General features: G+C 35.5%; 15 protein-coding genes. 4 read left to right on the plus strand and 11 right to left on the minus strand.

Annotated elements, in window-relative coordinates; translation table 11 throughout:
- Positions 1–12 precede the first annotated feature (12 nt).
- The 5 genes from lepA to EG359_RS14485 all read right to left on the minus strand — a co-directional run bounded on the left by lepA (position 13) and on the right by EG359_RS14485 (position 4,616).
- On the minus strand, positions 13–1,809 hold the full coding sequence (gene lepA, locus EG359_RS14465; protein WP_076352866.1) for a translation elongation factor 4: 1,797 nt from the start codon (positions 1,807–1,809) through the stop codon (positions 13–15).
- 60 nt (positions 1,810–1,869) lie between these two features.
- Complete coding sequence (locus EG359_RS14470) at positions 1,870–2,895, minus strand: hypothetical protein (RefSeq protein WP_076352867.1); 1,026 nt, start codon at positions 2,893–2,895, stop codon at positions 1,870–1,872.
- Between the two features lie 90 nt (positions 2,896–2,985).
- Positions 2,986–3,495 (minus strand): hypothetical protein, encoded by a 510-nt coding sequence (locus tag EG359_RS14475; protein ID WP_076352868.1) that lies wholly within the window; start codon positions 3,493–3,495, stop codon positions 2,986–2,988.
- 9 nt (positions 3,496–3,504) lie between these two features.
- Positions 3,505–4,047 carry a hypothetical protein gene (locus EG359_RS14480; protein ID WP_076352869.1) on the minus strand — a complete coding sequence of 181 codons (543 nt, stop codon included), beginning with the start codon at positions 4,045–4,047 and terminating at the stop codon, positions 3,505–3,507.
- A gap of 17 nt (positions 4,048–4,064) precedes the next feature.
- Positions 4,065–4,616 (minus strand): RNA polymerase sigma factor, encoded by a 552-nt coding sequence (locus EG359_RS14485; protein ID WP_076352870.1) that lies wholly within the window; start codon positions 4,614–4,616, stop codon positions 4,065–4,067.
- Between the two features lie 182 nt (positions 4,617–4,798).
- Between EG359_RS14485 and EG359_RS14490 the strand changes: the two genes are divergently transcribed.
- From EG359_RS14490 to porW, 4 genes are all read left to right on the plus strand, one after another.
- On the plus strand, positions 4,799–5,551 hold the full coding sequence (locus tag EG359_RS14490) for a Rossmann-like and DUF2520 domain-containing protein (protein WP_076352871.1): 753 nt from the start codon (positions 4,799–4,801) through the stop codon (positions 5,549–5,551).
- Positions 5,541–6,059: a KdsC family phosphatase gene (locus EG359_RS14495; protein WP_076352872.1), complete on the plus strand. Its 519-nt coding sequence runs from the start codon at positions 5,541–5,543 to the stop codon at positions 6,057–6,059. The genes EG359_RS14490 and EG359_RS14495 overlap by 11 nt, the downstream gene beginning before the upstream one ends.
- Before the next feature lie 9 nt (positions 6,060–6,068).
- Positions 6,069–6,632 (plus strand): Maf family protein, encoded by a 564-nt coding sequence (locus tag EG359_RS14500; RefSeq protein WP_076352873.1) that lies wholly within the window; start codon positions 6,069–6,071, stop codon positions 6,630–6,632.
- Between the two features lie 147 nt (positions 6,633–6,779).
- Complete coding sequence (gene porW / locus EG359_RS14505) at positions 6,780–9,374, plus strand: type IX secretion system periplasmic lipoprotein PorW/SprE (protein ID WP_076352874.1); 2,595 nt, start codon at positions 6,780–6,782, stop codon at positions 9,372–9,374.
- A gap of 18 nt (positions 9,375–9,392) precedes the next feature.
- Here the strand turns inward: porW and tsaB are convergent, their stop codons facing one another.
- The 6 genes from tsaB to rnr form a co-directional block, all read right to left on the minus strand.
- On the minus strand, positions 9,393–10,073 hold the full coding sequence (tsaB, locus tag EG359_RS14510; RefSeq protein WP_076352875.1) for a tRNA (adenosine(37)-N6)-threonylcarbamoyltransferase complex dimerization subunit type 1 TsaB: 681 nt from the start codon (positions 10,071–10,073) through the stop codon (positions 9,393–9,395).
- An 84-nt stretch (positions 10,074–10,157) separates the two neighbouring features.
- On the minus strand, positions 10,158–10,907 hold the full coding sequence (locus EG359_RS14515; protein WP_076352876.1) for an SDR family NAD(P)-dependent oxidoreductase: 750 nt from the start codon (positions 10,905–10,907) through the stop codon (positions 10,158–10,160).
- 82 nt (positions 10,908–10,989) lie between these two features.
- A complete protein-coding gene (locus tag EG359_RS14520; RefSeq protein ID WP_076352877.1) occupies positions 10,990–11,361 on the minus strand; it encodes a YraN family protein in 372 nt (123 codons plus the stop codon).
- 41 nt (positions 11,362–11,402) lie between these two features.
- Positions 11,403–12,332, minus strand: a complete 930-nt coding sequence (locus EG359_RS14525; protein ID WP_076352878.1) for a S66 peptidase family protein — start codon at positions 12,330–12,332, stop codon at positions 11,403–11,405.
- Positions 12,329–13,015 carry a LysE family translocator gene (locus EG359_RS14530; protein ID WP_076352879.1) on the minus strand — a complete coding sequence of 229 codons (687 nt, stop codon included), beginning with the start codon at positions 13,013–13,015 and terminating at the stop codon, positions 12,329–12,331. The genes EG359_RS14525 and EG359_RS14530 overlap by 4 nt, the downstream gene beginning before the upstream one ends.
- 282 nt (positions 13,016–13,297) lie before the next feature.
- Entirely contained in the window at positions 13,298–15,451 is a 2,154-nt protein-coding gene (gene rnr / locus EG359_RS14535) for a ribonuclease R (protein ID WP_076352880.1), read from the minus strand.
- Positions 15,452–15,744 lie beyond the last annotated feature (293 nt).

A 15,744-nucleotide genomic window follows, 5' to 3' on the forward strand; every position in this document is an offset into this window, starting at 1 on the left:
GGGTTTTTATATTTAATCATTAAGCTTTAATACAGCCATAAATGCAGATTGCGGTACTTCTACCCTTCCTATCTGCTTCATTTTCTTCTTACCTTCTTTCTGCTTTTCCAATAGCTTACGCTTTCTGGAAATATCTCCTCCGTAACATTTTGCCGTAACGTCTTTTCTTAGTGCCTTAATGGTTTCTCTTGCGATAACTTTAGTTCCTAAAGCTGCTTGAACAGCAATATCAAACTGTTGTCTCGGGATCAGCTCACGAAGTTTTTCACACATCCTTTTACCGATATAGTAAGCATTACTGTCGTGAATTAGTGATGAAAGAGCATCTACCATATCACCATTGATCAGGATATCCATTTTTACAAGTTTGGAAGCTCTAAATCCGATTGGATGATAATCGAATGATGCATATCCTTTAGAGATTGATTTTAATCTGTCATAGAAGTCAAAAACAACTTCAGCCAAAGGCATATTGAAGATCAATTCTACTCTTTCTGATGTTAAATAACTTTGATTAACGATCTCACCTCTTTTTTCAATACATAGAGTCATTACTGCTCCTACAAAGTCAGATTTTGTAATGATAGATGCCTTAATGAATGGCTCTTCTACTCTATCCATTGTTGATGGATCCATCATTTCTGATGGGTTATTGATCAAGATTGGAACTTCAGGTTCTTTTTTAGTATATCCGAAGTAAGAAACGTTAGGTACCGTTGTGATTACGTTCATATTGAACTCTCTATCAAGACGTTCCTGAACAATCTCCATGTGAAGCATTCCTAAGAATCCGCAACGGAATCCAAAACCAAGAGCTGCAGAACTTTCCGGTTCGAAAACAAGGGAAGCATCATTCAATCTTAATTTCTCCAAGGAGAATCTTAGTTCTTCAAAATCCTCAGAATCAATTGGATAAATACCAGCAAATACCATTGGCTTCACTTCCTCAAATCCGTCGATTGGGCCAGCAGCAGGTTTGTCAAACGAAGTAATCGTATCTCCTACTTTTACTTCACGAGCATCTTTAATACCGGAAACCAGATATCCTACATCTCCACACTGAACACTTTTCTTTGGAACCTGCTTCAACTTTAAGGTACCTACCTCATCTGCTCCATATTCTTTACCGGTAGCAAAGAATTTAATTTTTTCATTTTTAGTAATGCTTCCGTTTACCACCTTGAAATAGGCTTCAATTCCTCTAAATGGATTGTAAACAGAGTCAAAAATCAAAGCCTGAAGTGGACCGTCAGGATCTCCTACAGGTGCAGGAATTCTATCTACGATCTGCTCTAATAAATGGTGAACTCCCTCTCCTGTTTTTCCTGAAACTCTTAATACATCTTCATATTCGCAACCAATCAGGTTCATGATCTCATCGGTTACTTCTTCAGGATTTGCGGATGGAAGGTCAATTTTATTTAAAATCGGAATGATTGTTAAATCATTTTCCAGGGCCAAATATAAATTACTGATCGTTTGTGCCTGAATACTCTGTGCAGCATCTACAATAAGAAGCGCTCCTTCACAGGCAGCAATGGAACGGGAAACCTCATAAGAGAAGTCAACGTGCCCCGGTGTATCAATCAGGTTTAAGATATATTTTTCGCCTTTATATTCATAATCCATTTGGATCGCATGAGATTTAATAGTAATCCCACGTTCTTTTTCCAAATCCATATCATCAAGCGTCTGAGACTGTAGTTCTCTTTGGGTAACTGTATTCGTATACTCCAAAAGACGGTCTGCCAAGGTACTTTTACCGTGGTCGATATGAGCGATTATGCAAAAATTTCGTATGTTTTTCATTTAAGAATCTTGTAATTTGCAAAGATAAAAAAAAGAGAGAGATTATTGTCTTTCATCATCTTATTGTATCAATTTATTTAAATTTTCGTCAGAAATGTCATATTCTCCAGTGAGAGGATCAATGTAAATTTCTTTCACAGCATCATTATTTGTTCTATCTGTTGCTATACTTTGTATTAATACTCCCGCCAAACCCATCATGGCAAAAGGACTTACTTGTGCTGAAAAAATATCAGCAGGTTTAGACAATAAATAAAATCCATTTTCATTTCTATTTAATTCTAAAAACCTTTCAGATACTTTTTTATAAGCTTTTCCATTTTCTACGTAAGCAAACATTTTAGAGGCAGAAATTTTCCTCTTTTTACCATCTTTCTCTGCTATAGCTCTTACAACACCTCCACCATGGTCGTTTTTTTCCAGAACAAAATTTCCATCTTCAGGAATTTGCTTAAAAAACGATATATGGTCCAGATACACTCCATCTTTAAGAGTTTCTGTTTTAAAGATTTTGTAGTTATTTTTAATATAACCCTCATAGTCTGAAACCTCATTAATGGTTAAAATATCCACATTTGGCTTTTTATTATAGGTTAATGAAAGAAAACCGGAGAAAATATGGTGAATATTTTTAACCATAATATCGGAGACATTTTTACCACTGAAGGCAAAAACAGTATCCTTTTTATACAAAAAATGATATTCGTCTCTTTCTTTTGCAAAAGCTTGTACTGAGAAATCAATGGTCCCAAAATCTCTTGTCCCTCCCGACTCTTTTACAGATAGCTTTAACTCTTTTAAAACTAAAATCAGTTCTTGTTTTCCTCCTTTATAGTTGCTTTTACGATACCAATTTCCTAAATCGTCATTGGGTGAAGTTTCAAAAACAACTTCTCTGGTTTCTTTATGATCATCAAAAGGGAGAATTCCGATCGTCTTATCTATTCTCTGGTCTATAACGTGTAATGCAATGTATTCATTTTCCCCATTATTAGGGATACTTCCCTTCAACTTTATAATTTCCTTGTTCTGAGCGAAAGCGATTATTGTGATGCAAATAAGTACAATTTGTAATATCTTCTTCATGATACCGGTTTCCGCAAAAGTATGAATTTAAATCAAACGGCTCCCACAAAAAAATCTGTGAGAGCCGTCCAACATTAAAAAAATAAACTATTATGGGTTCTGTTTAGGTCCCACAGCATTATTGTTTCCGTGAGGTTTTCTTTCATTCATTTTATCCCGCATCATACCCTCAGACTGAAACAGCTTCAGAACTTTCTGGCAGGGAATTACCTGTTGCATTTTTTCTGCATATTTCTTTCTGTTATCCAGAAGCTTTTGTCCTATTTCAAAGCTTTGCTGTAATTTTGCCTTAGCTTCATCATCTGATAAAGTTTCAGGATTAAAGCCTGGGTCAAACTGACTTTTTATCTGTTTCTGACTGTCCAGATACTCGTTATAAAGCTGTGTAAATTCTGCTTTATCACCGGCATCAACATTCAAATTATCCATGATCATATTGTTCCTGAATTTCTTAAGGAGCTCCTTTCTTTCTTCAGGAGAGAGATTGTTGATGACTTCCTTTCTTTGTTTAGGGTCCATCTTTTTCCAATCATAATCATTGATTTGAGCATTAAAGCCAAAACCATAAATAATAAAAAACGTCAATATTATCTTTTTCATCTTTCTTTATTAGTTATATAAATCCAAATAAACGTCCTGAGTTGAGTTACTTGCCAATTCTGCAATTTCAGAATTGGAAAATGAATCCAGATATTCATTCATTCTGTTTTCTTCTTTTTTCACTACAGCTTTCACGGGTTTTTTTGATACTGTTTCTTTTCCACTTCCGTTTTCAGCGTTGGTGGAAAAATCTACATTATTCTTCTGATTTACAAATGTTTGATTATTACTTTCCACTGAAGTTAAATCTGCTTTCAATGTTTCATAGGCAATTTCACCCTCAGTTTTAGGTTCTCCTTTGTTTACAGCATATGTTTCTTTTGAATTCAATCCTTTATCTGCTGAATCATTATTATAATTAAAAACAAATGTTATCCCAAAGATTAAAGCCAGTGATGCAGCTACAGCATACATCCAGTTTAGCTTAAAGACAGGCTCTTTCTTCTCTGTCTTTATATCATTCAAAACATTCTCCTGAATATTTTCAAACAAATTATCAGGGACTTTGTAAATGTTTTTACGTTCTAATTTTTCTATGTCGAACTCTTTCATCTTTGTTTTCTCAAAAATTATCTTTCGTAATTTTTTTTAATATACTCTTCTATTTTCTGCTTGGCATAATGATAATTGGTCTTTAATGTCCCTACAGACATATCTACAATTTTTGAAATTTCCTCATAGGGCAAATCATCATAATACCGCATCATAAATACCAGTTTCTGCTTTTCGGGCAGGCTTTGTATAGCGTTCTGAAGCAAAATTTGTATTTCTTCGGCATCATCATCAGTATTGTCTGCAACAAGATTTTGCATGTGATATTCCGGATCTTCATCAGTCTTCTGCATTTTCTTCATTTTATTAACCTGCTGCAGGGCTTCATTGGTAGCAATTCTGTACAGCCAGGTATACAACTGGCTATCGTTCTTGAACTGATGAAAATTCTGATAAGCTTTAATAAAAGTTTCCTGCAAAGTATCCTGGGCAAGATCCCCGTCCACAATAATTCTTCTTATGTGCCAGTACAATCTGCTTTGATAGGCATCCATCAAGGCACGGACACCTTTATCCTGGGTCCGTGGATTCTGCATCAACGAAATAATTTCCGCGTCCTTAATCTTCATAAGATGCCTTTCACTGTTTTGGATTACAAAAATAACTGAAAGTTAAATTAATTATTCAATTTTCAGTTTAAATATTAAAAATAATATGAGACACTTACGCAATAAACGTGCCTATATTTATCTTCATGGCTTCTGTACTCATCTTCCTTTCCCGACTCAGCTTAAAATCCTATATTTGTTAGATGCAAATTGTAATTATCGGTTCCGGAAATGTTGCCTATCACATGGCAAAAGCTTTCACATTGAAAGGGATTTCTCTGGCCCAGATTTTTGGCAGGAACGAAAAAGAATTAAATAAGATTTCTGAAGAATTAAGTATTCCGTATTCCACAGAACATTTGGAAGACGCTGATCTTTATATCATCTGTGTAAGTGATAATTCTGTAGAGCAAGTATCAAAAATCATTACTAAAAAAGATTGTTTGGTGGCTCATACCTCAGGTTCCCTTCCCAAGGAAGTTCTGATTGGTGAATACAGAAAATCAAGTTTTTATCCCTTGCAGACCTTTTCAAAATCAAAAGAACTGGAATATGAAAAAATTCCGTTTTTTATTGAAACCGAGAATAAGGCGGATCAGAAAACTCTTGTTGAACTTGCTTCGAGAGTTTCAAAAAATGTAATGGAAAGCAATCATGAAAAAAGGAAATACATTCATTTGACAGCCGTTTTTGCCTGCAATTTTGTGAATCATCTTTTTTCAAGGGCGAAAGAAATTTCGGATTCTCAGGAAATTCCGTTTGATTATTTTTTACCGCTGATTGATGAAACAATTCAGAAGATTCACGAAATAGAACCTAAAATGGCCCAAACCGGACCCGCAGTGAGAAATGATCTAAGGGTTTTAGAGTTACATGAGCAGTTAATAAAAAACGAAGAGAGTCTTGATATTTACAAGACAATGAATCATTCTATTCAAAAAATGTATGAGTTATAAAGAGAAATTAAAGGATATTAAGGCATTTGTATTTGATGTAGACGGAGTTTTTACAGACGGAAGTGTTTATCTGATGCCCGGAGGAAATATGTGCAGAGTAATGAATGTTCTGGACGGATATGCAGTAGTTAAAGCATTAAAAAACAATTATTTAATAGGTGTAATCACTGGTGGAAATGATGAAATGGTAAAACACAGGATCAATTATCTTGGAATTCAGGATTATTACCCGAAATCTCATAACAAGATAGAGGATTTTGAAGATTTTAAAAAGAAGTACAACCTTAAAAATGAGGAGATTCTAACGATGGGTGATGATCTTCCGGATATCCACATTATGGAAAGTTCTGCGATTGCAGCGTGTCCTGAAAATGCTGTTCCTGAGGTAAAGGGAGTATCGGATTACATTTCTCCTAAAAAAGGAGGAAGTGGTGCTGTACGTGATGTGATAGAACAGGTAATGAAGGTTCAGGGAAACTGGCATGATGATAACACTCAATCTGTATAATCTTTATTTATGAAATTACTTTTAGCATCACAATCACCAAGAAGAAAGGAACTTCTTTCCAGCCTTGGTTTTGAATTTGAAGTTGTAAAAATTGACTGTGAGGAAATTCTTCCTGAATATATTAAAATAGAAGAAGCTGCCGCGTATTTATCTGAACTAAAAGCAGATGCATTCAGAGGCTTAACTAATGACGAAGTTCTACTAACCGCAGATACGGTAGTAGCCATTGATAATCAGGTTCTTGGAAAACCCAAGGATGAAGCAGATGCTTTCAATATGCTTCGCAGCCTTTCAGGGAAAATCCATCAGGTGTATACCGGAATTACTATTAAAACTGCCAATAAAACCTTTACCGAAACGGATGTAGCAGATGTAACACTGGATGACATTAGTGATGATGAAATAAACTATTACATTCAAAAGTACAAGCCTTTTGATAAAGCCGGCAGCTATGGCATTCAGGAATGGCTTGGAATGGCAAAAATCAGTAAAATGACAGGAAGCTTTTACACCATTATGGGTCTTCCTACTCATCTTGTATATAAAATTTTGAAAGAAACCTCAATGATTTAAAAAGCTATGAGGTTCCTGACCCCGATAAAGATGAAATAAAATATTTCAGAAAGAAATATAAATATTATTCATTATAAAATTTTATTATTTTTACAAAATCATCAAACTGCTGATAATAAAAAGCAAATTAGCGAGTTATATTGAATAATGAAAAAGAATATATTGTTCCTTTTAGTAATCTGTCTCGTTGCTTCCTGTGCTACCAAAACAAAAAAGCCGGAACAACGATCAAAACTATTAAAAGGATTTTCCACATATTACAATACTCTATTTAATGCCAAAGATGCATTGAACAGTGAGTTTACCGCCCGAGATAAAGGACATAAGGATAATTTTTATGCTCCCTATATTCCTATCCTTACTTTTGAAGATCAGCCTTTAGGAAGTGATCTTGGCCAATCAACCGCTTTTGCTGAGAATTCCATGAAAATGGCTGAAGTAGCCAACAGATCTTCATCAAGAGGTAATTCGGGGCCACCTGCCATGCAGGGACCACCGGGAGGACCTGGCCAAAATAACCCTGATGAAAGTCAGAATAAGGGTGCTACGACATTAGAAATTGCTGAAGCTAAGGCTCTAAAAGCAATCAACAAATATTCTGTAACCCGAAACGGTGAAGAAAAAAACAAGCAGATTTTTGATGCCTATATGATTCTTGCACAGTCAAGAATTTATCAGAATAAGCCTCTACAGGCCATGGATGCCCTCAATTATGTTTTCACTCATATGAAGGATGACAAAAGGGTTCCTTTGGCAAGAATTTATCAGGGAGTCGCTTATGATAAAGTCAAAGATTATCACAGAGCCCATGAAACTTTTGCCAAACTAAAGGGCGAGGATATTAGTAAAACTTATGCAAAGCTGTTAAGTATTTATTATGCTGAATCCCTTTTGGATGCTGGTAAAAAAGAAGAGGCATCCAAGGAACTTGATCTTGCTTTTGAACTGAATTCCAACAGAAAACTGAAAAGTAGAATTGCCTACCTGAGAGGTCAGGTTCTTGAAAACTTAGGTCAAAATGATAAGGCCAGAGAAAGTTATACTGCTGCCTACAAGTATTCCAGTGATTTTGAATTTGAAGTAAAATCTCAAATTGCCATTGCCAAGACTTTTAATGGTAAGGGAGATTATAATGGGGCTAAAAACTATCTGGAAGGAATCAGTAAAAAGGGAACTTATGGCTCCAGAAAGAACGAATTTTACTATGCTTTGGGTCTAATGGCCAATAAAGCAGGAAAAAAAGACGAAGCACAGCAATTTTTCAGAAAATCTTTATTTGAAAAGGTTTCTGATCCACAAATCCGTGGGTTGGCTTATTATGAGATAGGGAAAAGCTATCTGGATAAGAATGACTATATCGGAGCCGGTAGTTATTATGATTCTGCACTTGCAGTAATGACTTATGAGCCATCAAAAATCCTATTGAAGGATCAGTCTGAATACATCAAAAAGATCTCCAAAAACTACTACCTGATCAAGAAGAATGACAGTATTCTTTCTTTGGCTAAAATGGATGATGCACAGAAAACAGATTTTTTCTCAAAGCATATTGCAAAATTAAAGCTCAAGGAAGAAAAGGATGAACTAGAAAGAAAACGTGCTGAGAGAATTAAAGGCTTTGATACCGGAGATTATAACGCTAATTCAATTTTTGCCAATAATAATTCCAATGCTTTTGAGGATTTTGGGGTAACTACGAAAGGTTTTTATTTCAATAATACCGGAACTGTGAGTAAGGGAACATCTTCGTTTAAGCAGGTTTGGGGTGACAGAGCTCTTTCGGATAACTGGCGTTTCTCCAAAAAGATGGCTTCTATTGAGGATATGAAGAATGAAGCTCTTGGGGTAACTTCAGCTCCTAATCCAAGACGTTTTGAACCGAGCTATTATATTGAACAGATCCCTACTGACCAAGGCAAATTAAGCCAGTTAAAAAAGGACAGAGATACGGCTTCCTTAGGACTTGGTATCATGTATCAGAACTATTTTACCAATACTCCCCTAGCTACCAAAACTCTTTATGATCTTGTAGATGTAAAACCTGAAGAAAAGGTAATGCTCCAGGCGTTGTATGAGATATTTGCCATGAATTATGAGAAAAATCCTCAGGCATCAGACAGGGCAAAACAAATTCTTTTGACTGATTATCCTTACACTTCCTATGCAGAGTTTGCAAGAAATCCTAAAAATGTTTCTTTCGTAAAATCAACGGAAGATGTTGAGAATGAATATAAAAGAGCATATGCACTTTATGAATTGGAAAAGTTTGGAGAAAGCAGACAAGTTATTGATCAGACTCTTCAAAAATTCCCAAAAGATGCATTGGTTCCAAAATTATATCTATTAAATGCTTTTAATGCAGGAAAATCCAGCGGAAAGGAGGTAATGATCCTTCAGCTTGAGCAGATCGCTTTAAACTACTCTAAAACTCCGGAAGGGATAAGAGCCAAGGAAATGCTTAACTACCTGAAAAGTGAACTAAGCTTCCAGGCTACTGACAATAAAGGAAATCCTGTGTTGCAACAGCCAACCTCCCCTGTTCAATCTGGTAACCCGGTTAATGATTCCCAACAAATGATTAATCAAGGAGAAAAAAAACAAGGAGGGGTAAATAATTCGCAAAATTTCGAATTAACACCGCCTCAACAAAATACTCCCAATAATGTCCAACAGCAGAAAAATAGCATCGGAAGTCCAAATGGTACAGTAAAATCAAATGTCCCTCCGGGAGGACCACAATAAAAATAAAAAAGCGAAGATTTACTCTTCGCTTTTCTTTTTCTTTACCCCATGGAAATCCTTGAGATAGAAAGGCTCAAAATAAGCCATATCTTCAAACTCCTTGTTGTTTATCTTTTCCAGCGTCTTTTTGATAAGGTATTGTGCAGATGGATAGATATTCTCGTTAAAATCTGCATCAGGAAGATTTAAAATATCTTTAGCTTTCTTTGCTCCATCTCCTACAAATATTACTTTTTTATCCCTGAATTCTTCAAAAGAGGTCTCATCTAAGATTTTCGCCTCGGTAGCGGAGACTTCTTTTCCCGTAGAACCGTCATAAACGGCCGTATAAACCTCCATTCTCCTTGCATCAATCAAAGGCACTATAAAGTCATAGTTATGTCCTAAAAATGGCTCTATCATGCTTTCAAGAGAATTTATGGCAATAAAAGGAACTTTCAGTCCGTAGCAGAACCCCTTTGCAGAGGCTGCACCAATTCTAAGGCCTGTATAAGACCCTGGTCCTTTTCCCAGAGAAACGGCTTCAATGTCTTTAAGTGAAATTCCAGCCCCTTCCAATGCCCATTCTACATAGGTATGAAGACTTTCAGATTGTTTATAGTTTTCAGAAACCTCTTCGCAGAGACACAGTAGTTTATCGTCGTCGGATACAGCTACTGAACAGTTTTTAGATGATGTTTCGAGATATAGGATTTTCATTGTATCATTTTAAGCTAAACTGCAAAATTGCAAAATTGCAAAATCGCTTTTAATATTCTGCAAATTTACTCCATTATTTTGAGACTACTTTCTATAGATTGTTCTTGGTTCAGCCTGTGCACTTGGATAAATAGTCATATCTGCAATAGTAACATGTTTTGGAGCATTTACACAATAAGCAATGGCATCTGCAATATCCTCAGCTTTCAGTGCATCATAGCCGGCATACACGTTAGCAGCCTTTTCATTATCTCCCTTGAACCTGATTAATGAGAAATCTGTCTCAACTGCTCCCGGCTGAATATTGGTCACCTTGATTCCAAATTCGGTAAGTTCCAGTCTCATTCCTTCTGAAATAACATCTACCGCTTTTTTGGTAGCACAATACACTACTCCATTGGCATAGGTTTGTCTTGCTGCTACAGAACTAATATTCACAATATGACCTAAATTTTTAGTTTTCATAGATGGAATGATCATTTTGGAAACATACAATAATCCTTTTACATTTCCATCGATCATAGAATCCCAGTCATCAGTCTTTCCTGAAGAGAGCGGATCAAGCCCATGAGCATTCCCTGCATTATTGATCAGAACATCAATGTCTTTCCATTCTTCAGGAAGAGAATTGATCGCGCTTTCAACCTCCTCAAGATTCCTTACATCAAACCTTAAACTAAATATTTCGGTATATTGAGAAAGCTCAGTATCTAAAGATTTAAGTACTTCATCTCTTCTTCCGCAAATGATGATTCTGTTTCCTTGTTTTGCCAGAAGTTCTGCTGTGGATTTACCTATTCCGGAAGTGGCACCTGTGATTAATATTGTCTTCATAAAATTGTTTATTACATGTATGAATATAGAACTTTACTCATGGTATGATATTGATACATTCACACATTATTTTATTGATTTACTAATTTGCATCCAACGCCTGAAAAGCATCGGGTATATGGTCAATAATTAAGTTTCTTTTTTCATCGGGAAGAACGGAGATAATATCAAATCTTACTTCGTTATCTTTATCAAATTCTTCCATATAGTGATTGGCTGCAGAAACAATTGATTTGATCTTGGTTTTGGTAACAGCTTCCTGAGGCAGCATAAATGCGTCCGTAGATCTGGCCTTGACTTCAACAATGATTATTAAATCATTTTTTTCAGCAATAATATCAATCTCAGCTTTCTGAAACCTGAAATTTCTGGCTATAACTTTATAGCCACTTTTTTGAAGATAATCAGCAGCCATATCCTCTGCTATTTTTCCAAAGTCATTATGATCAGCCATATCTTTTATTTAAGTATATCAGAGTGGGAGAGTGCTACTATCTAGAATTCAATCTTCACCTTAGTATGCACTTTCATCTTAACTTTTCCTCCGATAATAAGGGGTCTGTTGTCCTTTATGTGGCCATTTGGGAATGCTAATACTACAGGGAATTTATATTTTGAAATTCTCTCGGAGATCAGTTTATAGGCAAATTCGTCAAAGCTTTCTTCATAGCTTTTGTTCTCTTTTTCATCACCCATATTGGTCATTCCACCGATAATAAGTCCTTTGATTTTTTTGAAGACACCCGCCAGCTCCAAGCTCATGATCATACGATCCAGCGCATAAAAGTTTTCTCCGATATCTTCAATGAACAAAATTTTATCTTTGAAGTCAAATGAGTATTTGGTTCCTAAAAGGGCGTAAACAAGAGCTAAATTCCCTCCAACCAATTCTCCCTCAATAATACCTTTTGTATTTAATTGATGAGATTTTAGGCTATAATCAGGCGTTTTCCCTTTTAAAATATCAAAAATTAAATCATAGCTTTCTTCGGTAACTCCGAAGCTTGATGTTTTAATGGTCTGCCCATGAATGGAGGCAAAACCTTTTTTCAATAGATAACTTTGGATAACAGTATTATCGGAATAACCGATATACCATTTTGGATTTTCTGTGAAATTTTTCAACTTCAGATGCTGAATGAGATGCTGGCATCCATAACCGCCTCTGGAAGCCCAGATTGCTCCAATTTCCTTATCATTTAAGGCCCAGTTGATATCTTTTATTCTTTCCTTTTCTGTTCCTGCATAATTGTAGCCGTTGGCAAATTTTGTGTAAAGATGTTCTCCTAAAACAGGTTCAAATCCTTTACTTTTAATCAATTTTATGCCCTTTTCAAGTTGAGAGGCATCTACGGCTCCGGCAGGGGAGATAACAGCTATTTTTGCCCCTTTTTTAAGAGGTTTTGGAAAGATTATTTTTTTCATTTTGTTTTTTGATATTTTACTTCTTTTTTCTCTGCTTCTTCCAATTGTCTTTCAAACTGATTAAACTTCTTGAAGCTTTGTAGGAAAATAAAGAAACTGAATATAATAAGAATACAGCCAACAACTCTTCTGATCTGGTTGGCCAGTTTTTGTGTCAATTTATCGTGAAACTGCTTGGCGAGAAATATTTTAGCGAGGTCAATAGAAAGATAGGTCGCTAGTACTATTCCTATGTATAAAATAAAACTGCTGGTGTCCGGATATTGATTCCTTACGGAAATTACCGTTACCAGCCAGAAAAGGATCACGCCAACATTTAAAAGATTAAAGAAAAAGCCATTAAAAAAGGTCTTAAAATAGTTTTGACCAATGATTCTTTCTTCACCAGGCATATGCATTTTGGTCTTTGTGACGAGCATTACAATACCATAAACAAAAATAAGTATGGAAGTAATTCTATAGAACCCGGGATGCTTGTCAATTAAAGTTACAATATCCGTACTGGCATAATATGCAGCTACAATACATAATAAATCTGCAGTAATAACGCCAAGATCCAATGATAAGGCATGCTTTGGGCCTCTGGAGAAGCTGGTTTCTATGAGCAGGAAGAAAATAGGTCCTATAAAAACCAGACTCAGCATGAATCCTAATATGACGGCAGATAGTACAAGTTCAAGCATTTAATATATTTTAAAATGAAAAAATTCATTCCGTTTTATACAAAGTTATACTTTATGATTTAATTATTCAATAAAGTTGTGATATATCAATTGTATTTGACACGAGTCGGGAAAAAGATTTTTCTAAGAAAATAAGCTATAGATGGGAAATAGGGAAGTCACCAAAGTATACACAAGCAACTAAAAACTCACTTTTATGATTTTTAATAGGTCCTAAAAATAAAAGAGATCATTCCTATTAGGGAACAATCTCATTTTATTGTTATATCTTGATTATTGATACTAGTTAACCACCTTAAAGTCCAATTGCTTTTGAATCAAATTAGCCTTTACAACCTTAATTTGAACCTGATCTCCTAATTGATACCTATTTCCGTGTCTGTTTCCGTATACAGCATGGGTTTTTGCATCATACGTATAAGAATCATCCACTAAGTCTCTTAATTTGATCAAACCTTCAGCACCATTTTCAGGAATTTCTACCCAGAATCCAAATTCAGCAACACCGGAAATTACTCCTGTGAAAGTTTCACCAAGATGTTTTTCCATAAATTTAACCTGCATATACTTAATGGAATCTCTCTCAGCATCTGCTGCCAGTCTTTCCATAGCACTACAATGCTTAGCTTTTTCTTCCAATTCAGGCTTAGCCGGAGATTTCCCTCCATCCAGATAATGCTGAAGAAGACGATGTGCCAATAAATCCGGATAACGACGGATAGGAGAGGTGAAGTGGCTATAGTACTCAAAACCTAACCCATAGTGACCTATTGGTTCTGTAGAATACACGGCTTTACTCATACTTCTCATCGCCAGTGTTTCAATCATATTTTCTTCGCCTTTTCCTTTTACATCATGAAGAAGTTTATTCAAAGATTCTGCAACTTTCTTGGTATTGGCAAGGTCCATTTTATATCCGAATGTGGAAACAAAGTCTCTTAAAGCTTCCAGTTTCGCTGGATCCGGATCATCGTGAACTCTATAAATAAATGTATTATTAGTGATCTCTCTTTTCTTTGTTAGGGATACAAACTCAGATACTTTTTTATTGGCTAAAAGCATAAATTCCTCGATCAGGTGATTGGAATCCTTGCTTATTTTAAAATAAACCCCAATTGGTTCATTATTTTCATCCAGATTGAATCTTACCTCGCTTCTGTCAAATGTAATTGCACCTTTTCTGATACGTTCATTACGCATGATCTTAGCAAGTTTATCAAGGGTATTGATTTCTTCAGCCAGATCTCCCTCACCAGTTTCAATACGCTCCTGAGCTTCCTCATAGGTAAATCTTCTGTCTGAGTGAATCACTGTTCTTCCAAACCATTGTTTTTGAATCTCAGCCTCATCATTCAATTCAAAAACTGCAGAGAATGTATATTTATCTTCGTTTGGACGAAGAGAGCAAACATCATTACTCAATACTTCCGGTAGCATGGGAACAACTCTGTCTACAAGGTAAACTGAAGTAGCTCTCTTATATGCTTCATCATCCAAGATCGTTCCCGGAACCACATAATGAGATACATCGGCAATGTGAACACCAATTTCCCAGTTTCCGTTTTCTAGTTTTCTCATGGATAAGGCATCATCAAAGTCCTTCGCATCCTTAGGGTCAATGGTAAATGTGCATATGTCACGCATATCCCAACGCTTTGCCACTTCATCATCAGTAATGCTTCTGTCAATCTTATCTGCATCAGCCTCTACCTCTGGTGGAAACTCATATGGTAAACCATATTCTGCAAGAATAGAGTGGATCTCTGTTTCATGTTCCCCCGGAGCACCCAATACCTGTAGGATTTCACCTTCAGGATTTTTATCTCCCGGTTTCCATTCCGTCATCTTCACAATTACCTTGTCTCCATCTTCAACATTATTGAACTTATCTTTTGGAATAAAGATATCTGTATTGATAGATTTTTTATCACAAACTACAAACCCGAAATCCTTGTGAGCAACCTTTTGAAAAGTTCCTACAAACTCCGTTCTTGTTCTTTCCAAAACTTCCAAAACAGAGCCTTCCAATTTTTTTCCTTTATAATGATAAGTTATAATAAGAACCTTATCTCCCTGTAAAGCATCCTTTACATTTTTAGCGTGAATGAAGACGTCGTTTTCCATTCCCTCAACATTTACGTAAGCATTTCCGCTCTGGTTAAAATCAATAATCCCAGTTAATGTTCCTGCAATTTTCATGTTTACGATATACTTTCCTTTTTCCACTTCCTTGATCTTTTCAGAGCCCTGAAGTTTATGCAAAGCCTGGATCACAAGTTCTCTTTGTCTTGGATTCTTGTATTCTATTCCGTCCGAAATCTGCTTATAATTATAAATTTTTGATGCATTTGCATTCATGAAACGTAGGATCAATCTTCCGATTTCCATGAGTTTCAAATCATTTTTATGACTTATATATTTTCTTTTTTTTGACATTTAATTTTCTTTTTTAATTCGTTTTTTACTTCCTCCCTAAGTCAGAAGCCAATCTTTTTTAAAGATTGAATTTAATATGAGATAAGTTACCATCTCTATTGGTAAACATTTCAGTTACCCTCTTTCATTGATTATAAATCATGACCATATTCTGATCGAATATAAGTATTATCAATGGTAACTTTTCAATATTCTATTCTTTACTTAATATATAACATTTTCATATTTCAAATTCATCCATTCGGGTGAGCTTTGTTGTGAAAATGATTCTACACTTTTTTAAGAATTCTTCA

This window comes from Chryseobacterium joostei (assembly GCF_003815775.1).
In the GTDB taxonomy this organism is placed as follows: Bacteria; Bacteroidota; Bacteroidia; order Flavobacteriales; family Weeksellaceae; genus Chryseobacterium; species Chryseobacterium joostei.